This window comes from Agrobacterium sp. fls2-241-TYG-188a (assembly GCF_030209845.1).
Genome location: NZ_JARVRD010000006.1, coordinates 39,074 through 57,279, shown reverse-complemented (window position 1 = coordinate 57,279; position 18,206 = coordinate 39,074). Strand labels below are relative to the sequence as shown.

Here is an 18,206-nt window from a genome sequence, read left to right as displayed (position 1 = left end):
TTAGCTGCGAAAGTTGGTATGAGGTGATCTACGATCAACGATGCAATTTTGGCTTTGCATATCGATTCTGCACCATGGTGCAGATTACCGCAGCGCCCAGCCATCCGACCAACCAACCTGCCACGACATCGCTTATCCAGTGTCGCTCGATCACGACGCGTGAGAGCCCAACCGAGACCATCAGTGCAAACGCCAAAGGGCGGTAGGATGGGTATCGAAACATGAAACAGTAACAGATCGCCGCCGCAATTGCTGCTTGAGCAGACGGGAAAGACTCAAATGCCTCGGACCCGGAAAAAGGAGCAAATACAAAAGGATCAAAAGCTGAAGACGGCAACGGCCGTGCCCGACCTATCGAGGTCTTTGCAAGCAAAACAAAACAAAGAACAAGAACACAACTGACCAGGCTTAATCCTAAAAACATCAAAAGTGTCGGTCGGGGAAATCCGACCACCGATGACGACAAGGCGGTCAGGACTACAGCCATTGCCATCGCTGTCAGCGCTTTTGATGGCTCTGTCCAGTAAGACAGGTGCATGAAAACGTGTTTCGTTGCTTCCGGCATTTCGCGTACAGCGAAGAGTGTGGCGCGATCGAAAAACCACATGCTCACAAAGCAGATCGTTGCGCCGAATAAAGGGAGACAAACCGTTTGCATCCTGGTTCTAGACGTCTGATTTTCCATGTTTTGATGTCCTGTGGATGCAAAGGTGCTGCATATAAATCGCCAAGCCCCCTTCCCTATCGCGCCATCTTAACGCGGTGCAAAGTGGGAGAGTAATCGGCCAAATTCAGGCTGGCCTACCGATGTGAAAACCCTGAACATGGCGCACTTGGAGCGCCCTGGCCAACTCCAGATGTGAGGCGCTTTCTATTCCTTCGACCAAAGTCTCGGGTCCATGGTCTTTTATGAGCCGAACGATGTTGCGTAACATCACGTGACCTCGCCTGCTGCTGCTTGCGTAAAGAAACGACCGGTCGATTTTCACAAGGTCGAAATCAACAAGGCGAAGCAGGGCCAAGCCCGCAAAACCAGTTCCAAAGTCATCAAGCCATATCGCGATACCAAGCTCCTGAAGCCGGCGGATGCAATGCAATTCCACGGATCTGGCTTCAACTCTCTGTCCTTCGGTAATCTCGAAGGCCAGCCGGTCGCCACGTATCCCCGCTTCAGAAAGGATGGCCCCGACTTCGTCCGCAAAGCTCGGCTCCCTCAATTGAACGGGAGAAACGTTGACGCTGACGAGAGGCAAATCTGCATTGGTCAGGAGCTTGCAACAGGCCTCGCGGATGGCCCAGTAACCCAGTTGGATAATTCCTCCGGTTTTCTCCGCAACCGGTATGAACTGTTGGGGCGGGACCTCGGCACCGTCAAGCATTCGCAATCTCATCAGCGCCTCAACAGCACTGATTTCACCGGACTCGAGACAGCGTATTGGCTGATAGACGAGCGACAGCAATCCTCGCTCCATGGCAATTTTAACTGTTGAATCAAAATCATGCGGCATCAGTAGCCAGCCCCTGAAGGCATCGCATCGACCGAGATTCCCGCGCTGACCAGTGGTTCCCGTTTCACAAGGAGCATCTTGAAAACGGCAAAGCCCTGAAGGCTACGCATGGCACCGCTGAACGACATCAACGGAAGAGGGATTCGCCATCTGAAACCTCCTCGCCTCTTCCGACGAGGCAAATTCCACGTCGGCACCGCAAGGCGCACCATCGACAACACGGATGATGTTCTTCCAGTCATATCCTTCCAGCGCGTGATAGATATTGAGAGTGATGATCATTTTCGCCATGTGGATTTCGCCAGTGACGGTGGCATCCGCATTGGCGTTATCCGGATCCAGCATTTGGCTGAAATGCAAATTTCCTGCCAATGGCCGCTGCATCAGACCTCTCATTTGACCGGAGACGACGAGTGGATCGATCATGACGAACAAGACGCAGCGCTTCGTCATACTGCCCTCGCAAAGTGGCGATGAATAATTCTGATTCCGAAGCCCATCTTTACCCCTGTATACTCGCTACTTGGTAATTCTCAGAAGCATAAAACATGATGTCGCGATGTTTCGGGCTTGTTTCCGGCAATCGCCGCAATGTTACAATTGCATTTGTTCGCTCTACGGGCGCCAGTCGACATATGTCGGCACCGACTGCCATATCACCGAGAAGATCGTGAAGTGAATTATGCCTATGGCGATCAAGAGAGTGATCGGCAAGACACCCGAATGCCATAGGTCGTCAACACCGTTCAAACGGTCACGATCCTGGACCTGTCTCCCATCGTCCTTCTTAGACGGGGCCTGATTGACCAGCCTGCGCGGGCTGTCGACGGACCTCATCCCTTTTGAGTTTTTGCAAGCTTTTCTGGCCGAACCTCCGATTGACTGATCGTCGGGGGAAGATCCGTTTCTTCGCAGACACTTCGGTTCTTCATTGCTCACCAGATAGAGATGGGATGGCCGCGCTGCTCTTTGTGAATTGGGGCAATCTGTCATTGAGAGTATCCCTAGGGGTCGCAAATAACGTTTGATGGCGGCGAAATATCTCGCTTGGCCACACTCTCCAGGCAGCATCCTCAGCGTGTGCTTCTGGTTTCGGGAGGCGTCAGACGCAGCGTGTGAACCGGTACTGGCTCGGTCGGCCCTAATGGCCCAACCACTTGATTTTTTACAGGTTTGAGCGACTTGAGATATTGTACAAGCGCAGCAATGTCTTCGTCATGCAATCGAGCGAGATCCTGCCAGGGCATGACAGGGGAGAGCATTCGCCCATCGGGCCGTTCACCTGTTGTAAGCGCTTTTTTGAGGTCAGCACTCGACCATGAGCCTATGCCTGTTTCGATATCTGGGGTGATGTTTGGACCAATGACGGTCCCGGCAACAGGGTCCCAGAAGCCAACATCAGAACCGGATAAGGCCTTGCTCTCATCTCGCTTCCCCAGGAAGTGCCCCGGAGTATGACAATGTTCGCAATTGCCGAGCAGAGACAAATACGCGCCGCGGGCAATGAGATCAGCGTCTGGCTCTGCCTTGGCGCAAAGGGGACCAAGACATAGAGATGCGAGAAGCGTAACGCTTGCCAGCGGAACGCGTGGCGCCTTTAAAGTTCTTGAATACACGGGATCCTCATGTGCTCGGGTTTCACTGTCCGGTGGATGAATCGAGAGGCCGGACATAGGGAACTGGTCAGACGTCGCCATCTTGACCTTCATCCAGGTGATTGCCTTGCCCGCGCTCACCGCCATAGATCGGCATGACGGAGACGAGGCAACAGGCCGCGCTGAACGATAAGAACAGGCGCAACCAGAAAGAGGGCTTCGCCTCCTGCCGCTGCGCGCCTGCCGCTGCATTTGCCAAATGTCCGCGTCGGTCTTTGTCGAGCCCTTGTTCTCTCTGATGAGAACCTTTGAAAGCAACGACATTGCTGATCGGCTTTGCCGGGCGCTCAGGAGACATGATGAAGCATCTCTCCATCACAAATCCCGATGCGACCGCGACGGAAACACAATCATAAATTCCAGGTCCTGCCGGTTGATTCCGATGTCCCGGAGGAGACGGTCATCGAGAGCGCGCAACTCCTCGTTATGTCTGGCCGTGGCTTGATACGAGCCAAGCCCGTCTGCTGTTTTGCGCAGCAGGCTTGCACATCGCTTGACGAGACCAGTACCCGAAGCGGAGCCCGTCAGTACGACATCGTCTATTGATTTATCTAGCGCCATGAGAGTTCTCCAAGTCGTTCACTTGGGCCACTCTGGCCGCGTAAAATTTTAAGTTGATTGCCAAACAGGCAGATCGGTTGCAGACGAAATACGCGTTGCTCGCTTTGAATGAATGGCTTCATCTCAGCACTGTCATGCAAACTGGACGATTATTTCCTCGACCTGCCTTATGCCGGCATGTCCCGAGACACGTAAGGTCTGATTGTCCATGCGCAAGCTGCGTCTGGATTTGATCAGTGCGCGAAGCGCTTCTTCCAGTTCGACCTGCGCTAATGCCTGTCCCAGACACCGATGTTCGCCATCTCCATAGACAGGATGCCATCTTGGCCGTTCGCGGTGTAGATCAAACTCGCCCGGATGAGGAAATTGAAGTGGGTCACGAAGCGCGGACATCGTAGACAGAAGCAGCACGCTTCCCCTTGGGATCATGTGGCCTTCTATATCGATATCCTCGACCACGAGGCGGGGAATGGATGCGACGGCTGGTTCCAATCGCAACGATTCGGCGACCGCTGGCGCAATCAGGCTGTCGTCTTCCTGGATCGCGCTCCAGATATCCGGCCTTTCAAGCAATAGTCCTGTCTGGATGACGATCGCGGCGCGTGTCGTATCCGTGCCCCCGAGAACCACGGAAACCAGTTGCATCACGGCCTCGGCGGGAGAGAGATCAGCATTCGCATCCACACTTGCTACATATCGGGAAAGAAAATCATCCTGTGGTTTCCTGCGTCGTTCGGCCATGAGATTTTCGCAATAGGATACGAGTTGACGCGTGGCCTCTTCCATCTCTGGAACATCCTCAGCGCCCCAAGACGTGGTCAGGACCTTCGATACCCGGTAGGCCAACGATGTGAACAATGGAATGTCCGCTTGGGAAATGCCCAGTATGGCGGCAAGGGTCACGGCCGGTATTGCAGCGGCAAAATCATCGCGAAGCTTGAATCCTTCAGCATGGGCGTCACTGTTGATGATGCCCTGTGCGAGCCTTCGAACCTCCGGCCTGACGCGTTCCATTAAGCTAAAGGAGAAACATTTCGCCATCGCCTGTCGCCGCCGCCGGTGTACCTCGCCGTTGGAGAACAACATGCTGTTCGCTGCGAGCTCGACGAGCGGACCTGCTGTTATGCCGCGAGCATATAGCAATTCGGTCTCTAGTTGCTTCGTCTTTGGATCCTTCACGAACCTCTGAACGTCGTGGCCTCTCAATAAGAGATGCGCACCATCTTCTCTCTTCAAAAAGGGAACGACGGAGCGATATTCGGCGAATGTCTCATGAGGTTGGGCGTTGAGCTCACGGAAACCAAGAACAGGTGGACTGGCGACTGGAGATGAGTAGGTCAAATGCGGTTCCTTCGAAAACGAGACCGCTTTTTTGCCATTCAATCCGACGCGCTCATTACATGGCCACGAAATACTATTGCATTTGACATGAGCATCTCTGGAGGAGCGTCTGTATCTGCCTCTACGCTGCGAATGTTAGATCACCTCGATGGCCAACGAAGCCCACGATAAGGCTTGATATCCAGCACTGGCGTGTTGTCGTAACAATCCATTCCGCTGAAGGGCAGCGCTTTCCGTCGATGGACAGTCGCGCAAGGGAGGCTATTAGGCGCGTCCGGCATGTTTGAAGCCGGTCGGTTTCTTTTGCGCTTCAGTGGACGGGTGCACGATTACCGTTGTCATCGAAACCTTTTCGCACCTGTCTGCTGGCGCCGGGCCCATCCCATCCGCTGCGATCCCGAAACATCGTCATGCGCTTGTCATGGTTACATCTGAAACCTTATGCAACTCGACATATTTGATATATTTGATAATATCGATACAAATACTTCTTGGTGCCAAACGGCATATCTTACGAGTAGGAGACATTATGCTGACGATCGCAGAGCTTGACGCCAATCCCCAGGCTGCTTTCAAACGCTGGCGCTCGAAGAGCCCTATTGTGGAGTATGAGGGGGGCGGTCTGTTCGTTCTTCGCCATGCCGATGTCGTTCAGCTGAGTTCAGACCCACGCATTGTCGCAACAGAAGCTGCGATACCGGAATCCAGAGGTGTCACCGAGGGGATCCTGCATGAGTTTTTCAGCCTTGGCATGTTGACGGCAAACGGAGCGCCTCACGAAAGACGCAGGTCCATCATGTCCCGCGCTCTTTCAACCGTTTTGGCCAAGGAACTGCGTGCTAGTGTCCGAAACGCGACCGAAGACTTGATCGATGCTGTCTACGCGCAGGGCACCGCTGAATTCGTCAGCCAGTTTGCCGACAAGATTCCCGTTCTTGCTCTGGCAGGTATCCTCGGCGTTCCTCAGGAAGAGCGTGCCGTATTCGTTTCGCATGTGGGTGAGTTGAGCCGGTTCTTCAGCCCCACCTCGACAACTGCCGACATCGCAAAATCGGCTGAAGCGGCAGCGTTCCTTCGCGATTACCTGATGCTAAAAATGGCTCAGTCGCACACTGGCGCAGGTTTCATGGATGCTATCAGGGAAGCGGCAGAGGATGCGGGCGTGAGCCCTGTGGAAGCAGCTATCCAGATCATTCAACTCATCATAGGGGGAAACGAGTCCGTGCGGGCCGCTATCGTCGCACAGACATCTCTTCTTTTGCTTCATAAAAGCCAATGGAATGCGGTTTGTGAGGAACAAAGTCTTGTGGCCGCAGCTGTGAGCGAAGCGATGCGTTATCAGCCCGGAATCGCGGGAATGGTGCGCGCGACTGCGGATGAAATCGAGTTGCATGGACACATAATCCCCGCACATACGCTGCTGATCTTATCGACAATATCGGCGTTGAGAGACGAAACAGTCTACCAGCATCCTGATACATTCGACATTCACCGCGATGACCTTTCGCGAGACCATCTCGCATTTGGTGCCGGGGCACATCGATGCGTCGCTGATCATCTGGCACGAATCGAGCTGGAAGAGTGTCTATCGGTTTTCACACGAAGACTGCCGAAGCTGCGGCTGGAAGACATACCAGTTTTCAACGGCCATATCTTTGTTCGCATGCCGAGCCATTTCTGTGTCAGCTGGCCCGTCTGAGAACCAACCAAAAATCATCGGCACGCGGCGATTGCGCGCTTTACGCAAGCTTTAAATGTCTGCGCAGTTTCGAAGATGCGCAACTTGAAAGCGCTAAATCGCCAAACCTTCGTCGCGAGCCGATCTGTATCGCACAGCCGATGGCCTCACGGTTACATAAGCGCCCAACAGGAAAATGCCGACGGCGACCGCAAGCAGATAATACATGTGGGACAGGGGCAAGGTCGGGAGAAGGGCACCGATCACGACTGGTGTAAGCCCGCCGAACACTGCGAATGTCACGTTGTACGCCAGCGAGATGCCGGTGAAACGGACACTGCTCGGAAATGCCCGAACCATGAAGCATGGAATCGCTCCTACCATGCCATTGAAAAAAGACGACAGACCGTACAGCAGATACACATTGCCGCTTGCAGGATCCACATAGGAGTAGAACAGGAAATTGGCCGTCGCAAAAGGAAGACTGGCAAACATGAAATAGCGACCGAGGCCAACCCTGTCTGCCATATAGCCCGCGCAAATGCCCCCCACACAAACAAAGGGCGATCCGAAGGCTGAAATCGCAAGTGCTGCCTGGGGATCAAAATGGTACTGCTTTTGAAGGATCAGCGGCGTCATAAGTGTCGTGACAATCACGACAGCCGACAGGATCCATGTCGCAACCACCGAAATCGAAAGCGCCTCCCAGTGACTGCGCAACACGACCAGAATCGGCAGCCGCTTTGCAGCGGCACGCTGCTTTCTAGCCCTTAGGAACACGGGTGTTTCGCTGAGCCACCGCCGCAAGATGGCGCCCAACAGTCCCAGACCCCCTGCCACGACAAATGGGACACGCCAGCCATAATCAAGCATGGCGGCGGGAGAGAAGTAACTGTGCACCGCCATCGTGACCAGAGAAGCCATCAAGACACCGGCAATGAGAGATGAACTCATGAAGCTGCAAGCCAGCGCGAGATGACGAGGAGCAACGTGTTCCGCGACGAATGTCCAGGCACCGGGAGCTTCGCCTCCAATTGCGACGCCCTGCATCATGCGCAGAAAGACCAGAAGGAGTGGCGCCAGCCAACCGGCCGTCGAATAACTCGGGATCAACGCGATACCAGTTGTCGCAAAAGTCATGAGCAGGATCGAAAAAAGGAAAACCTGCTTACGGCCGGAGCGGTCTCCAAAATGGGCCATGATGAGACCACCCAGCGGGCGAAAGACGTACCCAGCGGCAAAAATGCCGAGCACATGAACGTCCGCCAACCATTCCGGAGTGTCCGGCGGGAAGAAATTCTTGCTGATAACGGGGGCAAGAAAGAGAAAGATGACGAAGTCGAAAAACTCCAGTGCGCCACCAATCCCGGAAAGCGCCAGAAGACGAGGAAGCCGTGTAACACTACTTGCCATGGGCGCCCCCTGAAAACATCAGCACAATCTCATTGCCCGATACGCAACGGGAAATCCAAATTCAAGCAGCTGCCCGCAATTTCTTGGATTAATCGGCGCTAAAGTCATTTCAACTGTAACATGCTGCTCTGCCCGTGTCAGAACTCTTCTGGCGAGACATGATCAGTGATGAGTACGCCATTGAGATGGTCGATTTCATGCTGCAGACAAACTCCCAGCAAACCATGAGCCATTATCTCACAGGCCTCGCCATCAAGGGATCGGTACCGGACGTGCACATGTGTCGGGCGCTTCACATTCACCATCACGCCCGGAAGTGACAGGCAACCTTCGCGGAAAACAGCCGGCTCCCCGCTTGCTTCAATGATCTCCGGATTGATGAAAATTTGTGGACCCGGCGGGTCTCCGCCGGGAAGGTCAACGACGATAACTTGCTTGAGAACCCCTATCTGAACGGCAGCAAGCCCTACGCCCCCTGCGGCGTACATCGTATCAAGCATATCCTTGACCAGCGCGCCAATCGTCCGATCCTCCAGCGACACGGGCTGAGACCGTTGCCTGAGCATCCGATTGAGAGATGAAACAATTTTCCGAACGGTCAAGCGGCGCACTCCTCGTCACGCGTGATGGCTGATCACGCAAAGACCAGGAATGTGGGAGGTAAGTCGCACCGATTGATTTTAGAAATCTGCGATGAGACTTCAGCTGAAATGCCATCAGCTCTTTTGAGAATCTATAGTTGCCGCCGGATCGGCCGCCTACAACTGTAATCAAGATCAGCAGGTGTGAAACGTCGCATTAGCCTTAAATGCCCAAATAATCATCGTCCATTGCACGTCTTTTAGGCGTCTGGACTTTTCTGAAGGCATTTATGGAGAGCATGATGATAACTCAACACCTATCCGTATTGCGATTGCGCGATCTTATCACGACAGTCATGCGTAAAAGAAAGCTGAGAGCGGCCATGAACCGTCTGGAAGAGCTGGACGATTACTTGCTCAATGACATCGGAATCGGCCGGTGTGACATCGAAAACATCGTGCGCTTTGGCCGTCGAGGATACACAAAATAAATGGTCCCAGTCGGCATTTGCATACGGCACAACTTAGGGATCGCGACATCACTTTGAGGACTTCGGAGTTCCGGCAATACTGCCTACAAGTAAAGTGCTTACACCATTACGAAATTGCAGCCCTTGACGTCCCCATCCGACTTCAAGGGCTGCGTTTTGCTTGCTAGGCGTTTAAGCGGAGCGCAGCTTGTTCAATTATCGGGCGCTGCCGGGAGCCGTCCACCGACCTCCAATTTTAAAGGCGTAGAACTGCGTTTTCTGACGATCCGAGAAATTGTTGTCCGCCGCAAGAATGAGAACATCAGTTCCGTCCTTTGCCTTACCGAGAGAAATCGCCTCGATGTTATCTGGCGTCAAGCCGATAGCGCGCAGGTCGAGCACCTGGCTCTTGCGAGCAGGAACAACGCGCTCCCCGGTGCGGGCCAGTGAGGCAATGTTCGAGACATCGGTCGCACCTTCGAGATCGACCATGAACAACTTGATGTTGTTTCCAAAACCTTGAGCGAAGTTGCGTTCAACGACAAGCATGTGGCGATCATCAAGTGCAAGCATGTCAGACATGCCATTGTCATTTGCCCCGTCAGCCTTGCTAGCGGCTTGAGGAATTGGTGAAACCGGATAGACGTATTGTTTTCCAGGCTCGCCCGTGGCGCTGTCATAACTAATGATCCGGGCAAGACTGCCATTGGTAAGCCCAGGCTTGTCTCCATCTTGATAGAGAGCTGCCTCGACCGCGACAAACACGGCACCGGATGGAGCTACCGCGAGATTTTCAAATGACAGGTTCTCGCGAACACCGCTCGTCTTGTTGGCAGTCGGCGCGAATTCCCCCGGCAACCACAATTCTCGAATGGATTTGCCGTCGGACGCGGCAACGTGAACCGACGGCGCGATCAGCGGATCGCCACCGCCTTCGCTAGACCAGTATATCCCTTCCTTGCCGACACGAATGGCCTCCGGATCTACAGCGTTTTTTGGAAAGGCTTCCCCGTCAGCGTCCAGTAGGGTCACCCGCTTGACCACTTTGACGCTTTTTAAACCGTTAGCGCTCACGTCTATATCAAGCTCGTAAAAGCGGGCAGGTCCCTTGTCGGAACGATCATCGCTGATTGCAATGTAGCGACCACTGGAGGGGTCGAAATCCAGGCCCGAAATACCGCCGAATTCCAGTCCATTCTCCATGGTTCCCGTCGGGATGATGACTTCTCCAAGATAGGAGAAGGAAATAGCCGCATCGCAATCTCCAAACGGGCATGTGGTTTCCACAGGCTTCACCTCGGCATTCGCGTAGGTTGTAGTGCCAAGCAGAAAGGTGAATGCCACCGTGGCAAATAAACGCTTACTCATCAAAGATCCTATCTGTGTGAATAGCGGTCGTCGCGCGTAGCCTTCATGGTCAGGGTCGTTTGCGCAAATAGCCTTCCGTCCGGCAACGGCTGCGATCCGCTCTGGTTTTGGTTGTGCAATCAAGATGCGGGACAGTCCTGCCTGTTATGCGCATCTTTTTGACCTGGAGTGACCTGGCCACGTCGAGAGCTTCGGGTAAAAATCGCATCAACGGATTTCAGGTTTTAGTGGGCGGACTTCAAATGAAATTGCCAACTCCAATGCAGGGCTGGCTAACGTTAAATCTGAAACTTTGACGGTTAAGCGGGAAATCGATTTGAAGCATCCAGTCCTCAAATAAAGGCTCTTCAAAACAGGAGATCCTTATGACGAAATACAAACTCGAATATATATGGCTGGACGGCTACACACCGGTACCGAACCTGCGTGGCAAGACAAAAATCAAAGATTTCCAGACAATGCCGATACTTGAGGAGTTGCCGCTGTGGGGCTTCGATGGTAGCTCGACCATGCAGGCAGAAGGGAGCAATTCCGATTGCGTCCTCAAGCCCGTCGCCATGTATCCTGACCCTGCGCGCATCAACGGTATTCTTGTCATGTGCGAAGTCATGCTGCCGGACGGAGTGACGCCGCATGAGTCCAATAAGAGAGCCACCATCCTTGACGATGAAGATGCCTGGTTCGGCTTTGAGCAGGAATACTTTTTCTACAAGGATGGACGGCCGCTCGGCTTTCCCGAGTCGGGTTATCCCGCACCGCAAGGTCCTTACTATACCGGGGTTGGCCATAAGAATGTGGGCTCCATCGCACGCAAGATTGTCGAGGAGCACCTCGATCTGTGCCTGGCCGCCGGTATCAATCACGAGGGCATCAATGCGGAAGTGGCCAAGGGCCAGTGGGAGTTCCAGATTTTTGGGAAGGGCTCAAAGCGGGCCGCAGACCAGATCTGGATGGCTCGCTACTTGCTCCAGCGTCTCACCGAAACATACGGCATCGACGTCGAGTTCCACTGCAAGCCGCTGGGCGACACCGACTGGAACGGCTCTGGAATGCATTGCAACTTCTCTACCAAATTCATGCGCGAGGTTGGAGGGAAAGACTACTTCGAAGCGCTCATGGCGCAGTTCAAGGCAAATGTGATGGACCACATCAACGTCTATGGTCCTGACAATGACAAACGCCTCACCGGAAAACACGAGACGGCCCCTTGGAACGAGTTCTCCTACGGGATCGCTGATCGCGGCGCGTCTGTCCGCGTTCCGCATTCATTCGTGACGAGCGATTACAAAGGCTATCTCGAGGATCGCCGTCCGAACAGCCAGGGCGATCCCTACCAGATCGCTTCCCAAATTCTCAAGACAATCTCCCAGGTCCCGACCATGTCATCCGTTGCAGCGTGAGCATTTGCGAAGAACTGTAGATCGCCCAGCATGGGCCTGAGGACGTAAAACAGGTTGAGAGGCATGGCGTTCTGGCGACCTGCCTCTCAACAACCAACCGTCATGGCGCGGCTGGTAACTCGAAAATAAAGCGCGCCCCACCGAGCGCGCTGTCTGCGCTTGCATGGATGTGTCCGCCATGCGCTTCCACAATGGAGCGACATATGGCCAGGCCCATTCCCATGCCGTTTTCCTTGGTCGTAACAAAGCTCTGGAACAGGTTCTCAGCCTCTGCATCCATGATACCCGGCCCGGAATCATCGACTATGCACCGCACCTTGATACCGTCAGCTACCGTCTGAATAGAGATTTGACGTCGATTTTTGCTGACCGAGGCCATCGCCTGAATTGAGTTGACGGTAAGATTGACGACGACCTGCTGCAACTGCGTGCGATCCACAACAACATCCGTGCGGCCCAGTGCCGGCAGATGCGTTACACGAACCTGATGCGTATGGCACTCGTGCTTTAAAAATGACAGTGCTTCGGCAACCACATCATCGAGCGGCAGAACCTGTTCGCTTGTTGCCCGCCTTAGCGCGAGGTTTCGCACTCGGGATATAACGCTAGCGGCACGCTGGGCATCCGCGACGATTCGCTCCACGATTTCCTTGACCTCGGAAAGCTCAGGTTCCGGTCTTCCTAGCCAGCGCAACCCGGCTTCGCCATAGGTGGTGATTGCTGCAAGCGGCTGATTGACCTCATGGGCGATAGACGCCGTCAATTCTCCCAGCATGGAAATCCGGGCTGCGTGTGCGTAATCTGCCTCGATTTGCCTCAGCTTCTGTTCCGCCAATTTCCTGTCCGTCGTGTCTACGAAGGCATTAATTGTTAGTCCATTGTCGCCCATCTCAGGAGGGAATGTGACAGTCAACGATCCTTCCCTTGTTCTGCCATCGTAGGAGGTGATCGTAACCTCCTCCTCATAGGTCGTATTGTCGAGATAACGATGTTTGAGCAGACGGGAATAGATTTCCGGGTGGTTGCGCCACAGCGGCGTGATCGGACCTTTCAACTCATCCGCGTTGGTCACTCCAAGAACTTTTATCGCAGCGTAATTTGCCTCCTCTATCACGGTGCTTTGCATCGCTGCCCACAGGAACTGCGGGTTCCCGGCGATGTAGGCTTCGAGATCGTCTACCCCCTGCTCCTTCAGCTCTGCGAGAAGCGCAAGGAGCCCGCTGGCATTCACCTGCAACACCGGAACCGGCACATGCTGGAAAAGGTCCTGATAACGTCGTTCGCTCCGGCGCAGTGCTTCTGCGGCTTTCTTACGATCCGAAATATCAATGAAAGCCACAAGACTCTTGTCAGGACTGGATCCATGCCGCGCCGCCGCATAGAGAACGTCGATGACCGTTCCATCCATACGGCAAACTTGACCTTCCTCCTGGAAGAAGTTCTCACCCCGATATCTCGCCTCGATAGACCGTCTAAGCGTTGCTATCCCGGCTTGCCAGTACCGCGTTATCGGCCCCTTCATCGCCTCTTGAGATTCTGCCCCGAACATCGCGACATTGTAGTGATTGACTTCCTCAACATGCATCGCGTTCATCACGTCGGCCATGAAGCCGGGATTGGCGTCAATATATGAAGAAAGATCTTCTACGCCCTGCTCACGAAGGCTACGGAATATATCGACAAGACGGCTGGCATCGACCTCCGTCAATGCGATCGGCATGTAATCGAAAAGCTGTCTGAAGCGGCGCTCACTCGCAGTGAGCCGGTCAAATTCTTCTTTTTCGGCGGAAATATCCTTCAGTGCGAGAAGAAGACGAAGGTCTGTTTCCGATCGATGGATTATGACCGACGTCAGTTGAGCATGATAGACACTACCGTTGTCATGGCGCATCCGGCACTCGCCACGCCACTCGCCCCCGCCCAAAAAGGACGAGACGACCAGATCAATGAAACTGCTCGCGCTCTCTTCTGGCCAAAGGACACCGATCCCCGATGCCGCATGATCTGCAAGCTGGACCGCCCATGTTGTGTCTCGCATGATCTGACGGGTGACGTCGTGATGACTTTCAAGATGGTTTCCGAGATCTGAGACCCCCTCCTTTTGGAGCGTGGTCAACACAGCCATGGCAGAAGATGCATCGACCTCCAGCACGAGTGCACCCATCGCCGTGAGAAGCCTGCTCAAAGCTTCAGGGGAGCTTGGCTTCGAGTCCATCAGACCGATTTGCTCAGGCAAAGGGCTCACGATTCATCCTTAAAAAAGCTTGCGCACAAAACGACTTTCACAATGTCTACTTTTTTGGCATGAAGGGGAAACGCTTTTAAGTAAAGCAATGTGTGTTTTTGCAAGAGGGAACACGTGAAGCCCCAGCCCCCCATCATTCACGTCATCGATGACGATGAATCTCTCAGGTCTGCTTTGGACAGCCTGTTCCGGTCTGTCGGCTTTACGACTGCGACATATGTGTCGACTGAGGCTTTCCTGGCAGCCAATCGTTCGGATGCTGAAGGATGTCTGGTGCTCGATATCCGATTGCAGGGGACGAGTGGGCTCGATTTTCAGGATCAGTTGAACGCCCATGGCATTTTCATTCCAGTTATCCTGATGACGGGTCACGGTGATATTCCGATGTCGGTCCGCGGTATGAAAGCGGGTGCTGTGGACTTTCTGACAAAGCCATTTCGCGATCAGGATATGCTGGATGCAATCGCTTCAGCACTCAAGCTTGATCGAAAGAGGCGCGCGGAGCACGGACAGACTGCCGAGACTGAAGCGCGCTTCCAGACGCTCTCCAGTCGGGAACAGCAGGTGATGTGGATGGTGACGAGAGGTTTGCTGAACAAACAGATCGCAGGAGATCTGGGCATCAGCGAGGTTACGGTCAAAATCCATCGTGGCGCTGCAATGCGGAAGATGGGTGCCCGCACGGTCCCTGATCTGGTGCGTATGGCGGATGCCTTGCAGGAACGCGATCCAAAACGAAGCACTAACACCACCGTATGATTTCGTGACGGGCGCGTTTATGCGATGAGGTAGGATACGTACCAGTATCTTTCCACAAGGGTAATCGCAATGCCGAAGCACAGCAACGTGCTCATCGCCATCGTAGATGATGACAATTCCTTTCGCACAGCGACGGAAGGCTTGATGAGGTCCCTTGGATACGAGACAGCAGGGTTTGCAACAGCCACAGAATTCCTGGAAGCCCGCACAGGCCTGAACCCGGCCTGCGTAATCTCCGACATTCACATGCCGGGAATGTCAGGCATCGAGATGAAACAGAAAATGAACGACGATGGCTGCGAAACCGCAGTGATTTTCGTCACCGCAAAGTCCGACGCTTCCTTGGTCAAACGGGTGTCTGAATGTGGTGGCTTCGTATTGCTATACAAGCCCTTCAGTGGCCAGGCCTTGATCGACGCTGTGCAATCCGTGATAGGCAACCTGCTCTGCTAGTCGGCGGCGCGTCACCGCGAATGTTTCTCATGTCGAGCAGGATTTTGTGTCTGACCGAATTTTTTCGAGTTGTCGGAAGCGACGTTCGAGTTCGATCTGTTCAGCCTCGAAACTTTACCGCCTGGAATGGCGGACACCTTTGACCGGGGCTGGGTTGGAAATGTAAGGCTGAACGGAATAGGTTCGAAAGCATTGGCAGGCACAATGAGGGCGGCCAGGACTGCCATCGTTTGAAACAGTGTCTTCATTCTAGACTCCAATGGTGAGGTGGGGTGATATCAGACTGAAGGCAGCATGATCGGTCGCCCGAACCTCGCCATTGTTTCAAAATTTATAGAAATTCGTTTCGGCTGTAGCTCAGCTCTGGTCCAAGCTAATCAGGTCCGACGCCACTGGGGGTGACGAGATTGCTGGTCTCGTCGCCCTGGCAGCTTGCTCCGTCAAGTCTCAAAATGGTCGATTGGGTAGGCCTGATGTGCACCGTCCGGGGCATAGGCCTCCACAGGCTGCAAAACCGCCGTTTCATAAAGATCATCCCAAAACGTATCATGCAGTCGAGAGTCAAATCTCTGGACCGCGGTTTCATGCGCATTCAGTGCCATCGCATCGAAAGAGGTCGGAGAATTCAACATTTCCTCCAGACGACGAAGCGTCTCTTCTGCCAGCTGATCCACCTCCTGCGCATGGATTTTCTCGAATATTTTTGACCCGCGATCTGGACTGTTCAAATGTATCCATTCGCCTTTCTCATTCAAAGGCAGGTCAAGCATGATGCCGTTGACGCCATCCCTTATAAATTCCGGCAGTGCACATTGCCGGGTAGCGATGACAGGGGTGCCGTTGATGAGAGACTCAATCGCGCTGTAACCGAAGCTGTCTCCAAAGGTCGGGAGCAGAAGGAAATGGGATTGACGGATTTTTTCGATCACCTGCTGATTGGGCAGCTCTCCCCAACATCGGACATTGGGCAAATTGAGAAGTGGTCGATACCGATCGAAAAAACTCTCATCCAGTGGATCTGTCCACGAGACGCGACCAATTTCCAGCTTGGAAATAATTTCAATTTCCAATGGCAGCCCTGCATCCAGCGACAACTGCGCAAGACGCAGAGCCACGCAACCACCCTTTCTCGCAAAGTGGTTTCCAACAAACAGCAGACGAATTGGCGGCAAAGTCTGTTTTCTCGCTGGCGGATCCTTTGGCAATACGACGGAGGGCATGCGGACAACCAGCTTCGCCGCAAGTTCATGATATGCAGATGTGCCCTCATGTTGCGCGAGAAAGGTGCGTTTTGCATATTCGGAAATTGCGACGATGGCCCTGCACCGCTCATTCAACAACTGGTTTCGCATGAACGTAAAGAAGAATGAGTTTTCAATTCCGAAACCCCTGGGAAGATGTGACTCGAATCCTATGACAAAGGGCTTGGGATTGAGTGGAATCCGGTTGAATCCATGAATGAGATCAATCCTGTCGAGCAAACTTGGGGGGAATACCGTCACGCCTTCAACTTTCGGCGACAGGTAATTCATCGGCAGAAATCGACGCCGGAGAATGTGATGACGAGACTTTCTTGGGCTGTTGAAGAGGGAGGGATAACGGACCGGAGCTAGAATAGTGAGGTGACCAGTCATGGTTCTTCTCGCGTTCTCGGGATTATATGAGGTGTGGCTCCCAACTTGGTCGCATCAATCGGCCGAAGCCTGCGGACGGATCGGGGCCGCCAGTGGCATCACTGTGGGCGTTACCGCCTAGGGCACAGGGTGTGCCTTCCCGTAGATCTGGATTGGATCACGTGGCCACGTAGACGTGGTAACCTCGGCTTTGCGGTTAACTCGATTGGCATCAACGTCCGTTCTCCATCATTGCGATGACGAACCTCTGGACGGCCTGCAAAAGCGTAATGTGAACGAGAAGCGAAATAGAATTACATCTGCAACGAGCCGAAATGGCTGGGGTGCAAAAATGCTGAACGTCGCTTATTTGGCCCAGGTAATCTCAGCAATCGAGCCGGCGGCCCGAGTTGCCACTCCGGTTGTCCCGGACTTAAAATGAAACGCGGGGAATACTTATCGTGATAGGTTTGCGCACCAGCGCAGAAGCCTTGTGACAATACTTTCGTCAGGCATGGACGGGCGGGATGCTTTTAAAAAGGAACGTCCAGACTTGGTCAGGTAAACAATTCCCCCTTCACACCACTCTCCACCAGCATCAATCCGGACAAGATCGCGCTGCCAAGCTTTCGTAAAGCTGGGGTCGGTCTCCAGACTTTCCAATTCGTCGGACGTCAGCAGAATTCTCCCGCCTGCTGCATCAATGGTCGCCAGGAAGTGCTCGACTGAGCAACTGCACATCGGATCCGATTTTATTGCTGCTGACGCTTTCAGACTTTCAACCTGGGGCATTTGATCGATCCTCATAGCCGCAATCGGGTCCGACTGTGACAGGAATGGCAGCGTGTCGGAGATGAACTTTCATAGAAAGACGACCCGATTATCGGATGCGTGTCAGATCGGCAATATTTGCTTTCAAATGCAACAAACCGTGTGCTCCCGGCGCGTTTGTCGGGCGGCGACGAATTTCATTTGTAACGCGGGACGTCAAAACAGAAACAATGTCGCACTTTGGGAGAGGCAGAGTCTGGTGATGGCCTTCATGCCGAGACACTTCGCCACCTCTTACCGCGGGTAACCCAAGTTGCGGACCAATATGACTGCCTATCCTCAGATCAATTTGGCCGTCTCCAGGTGCGCGTACCTTCAAATTTGCTCGCT

19 protein-coding genes are annotated in these 18,206 nt (G+C 53.7%); 5 read left to right on the top strand and 14 right to left on the bottom strand.

The genetic code is table 11. The features are described 5' to 3' along the window. Positions 1-34: 34 nt before the first annotated feature. From QRN85_RS18095 to QRN85_RS24535, 8 genes are all read right to left on the bottom strand, one after another. Positions 35-685, bottom strand: coding sequence for a phosphatase PAP2 family protein (locus QRN85_RS18095; RefSeq protein WP_284759646.1), 651 nt, complete (start codon positions 683-685; stop codon positions 35-37). Between the two features lie 106 nt (positions 686-791). After that, positions 792-1,508, bottom strand: a complete 717-nt coding sequence (locus QRN85_RS18090; RefSeq protein WP_284759645.1) for an EAL domain-containing protein — start codon at positions 1,506-1,508, stop codon at positions 792-794. 102 nt (positions 1,509-1,610) lie between these two features. Then, a complete protein-coding gene (locus tag QRN85_RS18085) occupies positions 1,611-1,961 on the bottom strand; it encodes a hypothetical protein (protein ID WP_284759644.1) in 351 nt (116 codons plus the stop codon). Between the two features lie 620 nt (positions 1,962-2,581). Further along, positions 2,582-3,217 carry a c-type cytochrome gene (locus QRN85_RS18080; protein WP_284759643.1) on the bottom strand — a complete coding sequence of 212 codons (636 nt, stop codon included), beginning with the start codon at positions 3,215-3,217 and terminating at the stop codon, positions 2,582-2,584. Continuing rightward, complete coding sequence (locus QRN85_RS18075; protein ID WP_112962528.1) at positions 3,192-3,461, bottom strand: hypothetical protein; 270 nt, start codon at positions 3,459-3,461, stop codon at positions 3,192-3,194. Before QRN85_RS18075 ends, QRN85_RS18080 begins: the two co-directional genes overlap by 26 nt. A 17-nt stretch (positions 3,462-3,478) precedes the next feature. Beyond that, positions 3,479-3,724 (bottom strand): DUF1127 domain-containing protein, encoded by a 246-nt coding sequence (locus tag QRN85_RS18070; RefSeq protein ID WP_284759642.1) that lies wholly within the window; start codon positions 3,722-3,724, stop codon positions 3,479-3,481. Positions 3,725-3,856: 132 nt separating this feature from the next. Beyond that, positions 3,857-5,065 (bottom strand): cytochrome P450, encoded by a 1,209-nt coding sequence (locus tag QRN85_RS18065; RefSeq protein ID WP_284759641.1) that lies wholly within the window; start codon positions 5,063-5,065, stop codon positions 3,857-3,859. A 140-nt stretch (positions 5,066-5,205) separates the two neighbouring features. After that, positions 5,206-5,346 (bottom strand): TrmO family methyltransferase domain-containing protein, encoded by a 141-nt coding sequence (locus QRN85_RS24535; RefSeq protein ID WP_350225082.1) that lies wholly within the window; start codon positions 5,344-5,346, stop codon positions 5,206-5,208. A gap of 248 nt (positions 5,347-5,594) precedes the next feature. Here QRN85_RS24535 and QRN85_RS18060 point away from each other — a divergent pair, with 248 nt between their 5' ends. After that, the gene (locus QRN85_RS18060; RefSeq protein WP_284759640.1) at positions 5,595-6,764 is read left to right on the top strand and encodes a cytochrome P450; all 1,170 of its coding nucleotides are present in this window, start codon (positions 5,595-5,597) and stop codon (positions 6,762-6,764) included. 93 nt (positions 6,765-6,857) lie between these two features. On the opposite strand, the gene QRN85_RS18055 is transcribed toward QRN85_RS18060, so the two are convergent. Both QRN85_RS18055 and def read right to left on the bottom strand, forming a co-directional pair. Beyond that, on the bottom strand, positions 6,858-8,156 hold the full coding sequence (locus QRN85_RS18055) for an MFS transporter (RefSeq protein ID WP_284759639.1): 1,299 nt from the start codon (positions 8,154-8,156) through the stop codon (positions 6,858-6,860). Positions 8,157-8,293: 137 nt separating this feature from the next. Beyond that, positions 8,294-8,758, bottom strand: coding sequence for a peptide deformylase (def, locus tag QRN85_RS18050; protein WP_284759638.1), 465 nt, complete (start codon positions 8,756-8,758; stop codon positions 8,294-8,296). A 269-nt stretch (positions 8,759-9,027) separates the two neighbouring features. Between def and QRN85_RS24530 the strand changes: the two genes are divergently transcribed. Then, a complete protein-coding gene (locus tag QRN85_RS24530) occupies positions 9,028-9,228 on the top strand; it encodes a DUF1127 domain-containing protein (RefSeq protein WP_112962533.1) in 201 nt (66 codons plus the stop codon). 195 nt (positions 9,229-9,423) lie between these two features. On the opposite strand, the gene QRN85_RS18045 is transcribed toward QRN85_RS24530, so the two are convergent. Continuing rightward, entirely contained in the window at positions 9,424-10,575 is a 1,152-nt protein-coding gene (locus QRN85_RS18045) for an esterase-like activity of phytase family protein (protein WP_284759637.1), read from the bottom strand. A 365-nt stretch (positions 10,576-10,940) separates the two neighbouring features. Here QRN85_RS18045 and QRN85_RS18040 point away from each other — a divergent pair, with 365 nt between their 5' ends. Next, positions 10,941-11,975, top strand: a complete 1,035-nt coding sequence (locus QRN85_RS18040; RefSeq protein WP_284759636.1) for a glutamine synthetase beta-grasp domain-containing protein — start codon at positions 10,941-10,943, stop codon at positions 11,973-11,975. Positions 11,976-12,075: 100 nt separating this feature from the next. Here the strand turns inward: QRN85_RS18040 and QRN85_RS18035 are convergent, their stop codons facing one another. Next, complete coding sequence (locus QRN85_RS18035; RefSeq protein WP_284759635.1) at positions 12,076-14,220, bottom strand: sensor histidine kinase; 2,145 nt, start codon at positions 14,218-14,220, stop codon at positions 12,076-12,078. 114 nt (positions 14,221-14,334) lie between these two features. Between QRN85_RS18035 and QRN85_RS18030 the strand changes: the two genes are divergently transcribed. Beyond that, positions 14,335-14,979 carry a response regulator transcription factor gene (locus QRN85_RS18030; protein ID WP_284759634.1) on the top strand — a complete coding sequence of 215 codons (645 nt, stop codon included), beginning with the start codon at positions 14,335-14,337 and terminating at the stop codon, positions 14,977-14,979. Positions 14,980-15,048: 69 nt separating this feature from the next. Next, on the top strand, positions 15,049-15,432 hold the full coding sequence (locus QRN85_RS18025; protein ID WP_112962537.1) for a response regulator transcription factor: 384 nt from the start codon (positions 15,049-15,051) through the stop codon (positions 15,430-15,432). 440 nt (positions 15,433-15,872) lie between these two features. Here QRN85_RS18025 and QRN85_RS18020 read toward each other — a convergent pair whose 3' ends face one another. Together QRN85_RS18020 and QRN85_RS18015 are read right to left on the bottom strand one after the other, a co-directional pair. Continuing rightward, positions 15,873-17,066, bottom strand: a complete 1,194-nt coding sequence (locus QRN85_RS18020) for a glycosyltransferase family 4 protein (RefSeq protein ID WP_284759633.1) — start codon at positions 17,064-17,066, stop codon at positions 15,873-15,875. Positions 17,067-17,501: 435 nt separating this feature from the next. Next, positions 17,502-17,837 (bottom strand): hypothetical protein, encoded by a 336-nt coding sequence (locus QRN85_RS18015; RefSeq protein WP_162723372.1) that lies wholly within the window; start codon positions 17,835-17,837, stop codon positions 17,502-17,504. Between the last annotated feature and the right edge of the window lie 369 nt (positions 17,838-18,206).